This is a genomic window from Mesorhizobium sp. M7A.F.Ca.US.011.01.1.1 (assembly GCF_003998295.1).
Classification (GTDB): Bacteria; Pseudomonadota; Alphaproteobacteria; order Rhizobiales; family Rhizobiaceae; genus Mesorhizobium.
Genome location: NZ_RZRT01000160.1, coordinates 1 through 1549, shown reverse-complemented (window position 1 = coordinate 1549; position 1549 = coordinate 1). Strand labels below are relative to the sequence as shown.

Genomic DNA, 1549 nt, shown 5'->3' with positions numbered 1-1549 from the left:
GTCGACCGTGAACAATCCGAGCCCTAAGCGGCGACCGGCTTCGGCCGGATTTGAAGCAGGGCAATCAAGAGCGACAAAAACCCCTTCAGCCACCTGAGCAGGAGGGAGAAGTTGTAGCCGGCGGCGGCCAGGATGGCGTTGAGGGTGTCGCCCTGCTGGCCGGCGAGGTAGTTGCGGCCCATTCTGTGTTCGCTCTTGATGTGGCCGATGACGGGCTCGACCGCCGACCGCCGTCGCATCTGGCGCTTGATGGCTGGGGTGACGCGGCGTTTCTGGCCCGCGGTGAAGACCCTGAGCTTGTGGCTCTGCGGTGCGTTGTGGCCGCGATAGCCGGCGTCGGCGAGGATGCGGCCGATCTCGTTGCCGATGGTCTTTTCCATGTCGGGGATGACGCTTGCCAGCGTGTGGCCGTCATAGGGATTGCCGGGCAGTGCTTTTGCATGCAGGGCGAACTGGCCGCCCCTGGAGCGCTTCAGCGTGGTGGCCACCGACACCTTCACCCCGAACTCGTAGGGCGCATGCGCCTTGCCCTTGCCGATGCATTCCACCTCGTGTGCGTGCAGGCTGTAGATCTTGCGGCCGCGCTGGCGCTGGCGTTGCTCGAGAACGGTGGCGGCCTGGTAGAGCGGCCATTTGAACAGCGTCCAGCCCCTGATCGCCGGCGATCTGGCGACCAATGTCGCGAATGGTCCGGCCGAGATAGGTCTTGAGCTTGCGTAGCGCCTTGTTGGCCCGCTTGAACTGCTTGGCGTGGGCATAGCGCTGGTGGCTGATCAGCGCCAGCTTGCCGACCCGCACATAACTCTGGCGCAAATGGAGACCCGTCCTCTTGGCCAGCCGCACCAGCCGTTCGCGTGCCCGATGGATGAGCTTGGCGTCGGTCGGGAACATGACGTTCTTCGGCTGCACGGTGGTGTCGACGATCACCTGGCGCGTGTCGGCCGGTTTCATCGCCCCGGTCTTGACCGCGAGGCTGAGGCTCTCCTGCAACAGCACCATAATCCGCTCCTCGCCCATACGGCTGCGCCAACGCGTCATCGAGGAGCGGTCGAACGGCAGCGTATGGCAAAAGAACGTCTCGCCGGTGAGATACTGGAAATAAGGGTTCTCCACCCAGCGCTCGCACAGCACCTCATCCGACAGGTTGAAGGTGTGCTTGAGGATCGCCAGCCCCGCCATCAGCCGGGTCGGCAGCGGCGGCATGCCGGGGCCGTCCGAATAGACGGCGCCGAAACGCTCCTCCAGCACCGGCCAGTCGATCGCCTGCGCCAGCCGCACCAGCTCGTGCTTCATGTTGATGATTTGGTCGAGCCGGGAGCGGAACAGGTCCTGCTCTCCCGTCTCGCGCTTCTCGCGTGGCCTGGACATTCGCTGTCCCCTCGATTCGCCGCCGCCGAACCGAGTGAATCACGCTCCGCGCCACAAGGGAATCGCAAAACCGAATTGCAGGAAAACAGCGTCCAAATACCGCTAATCCTGCAATTCCAAAGCCGCTATCCGCCTCAATCAACAGGCCAGATCAATGGCTTGCGGATAGTTCACGGCCGAC

1 pseudogene is annotated in these 1549 nt (G+C 63.7%); it reads right to left on the bottom strand.

The annotated features are described in order from the left end of the window. Positions 1-23: 23 nt before the first annotated feature. Positions 24-1368 (bottom strand): annotated as a pseudogene (locus EOA13_RS37005) (IS5 family transposase). Positions 1369-1549: the final 181 nt, after the last annotated feature.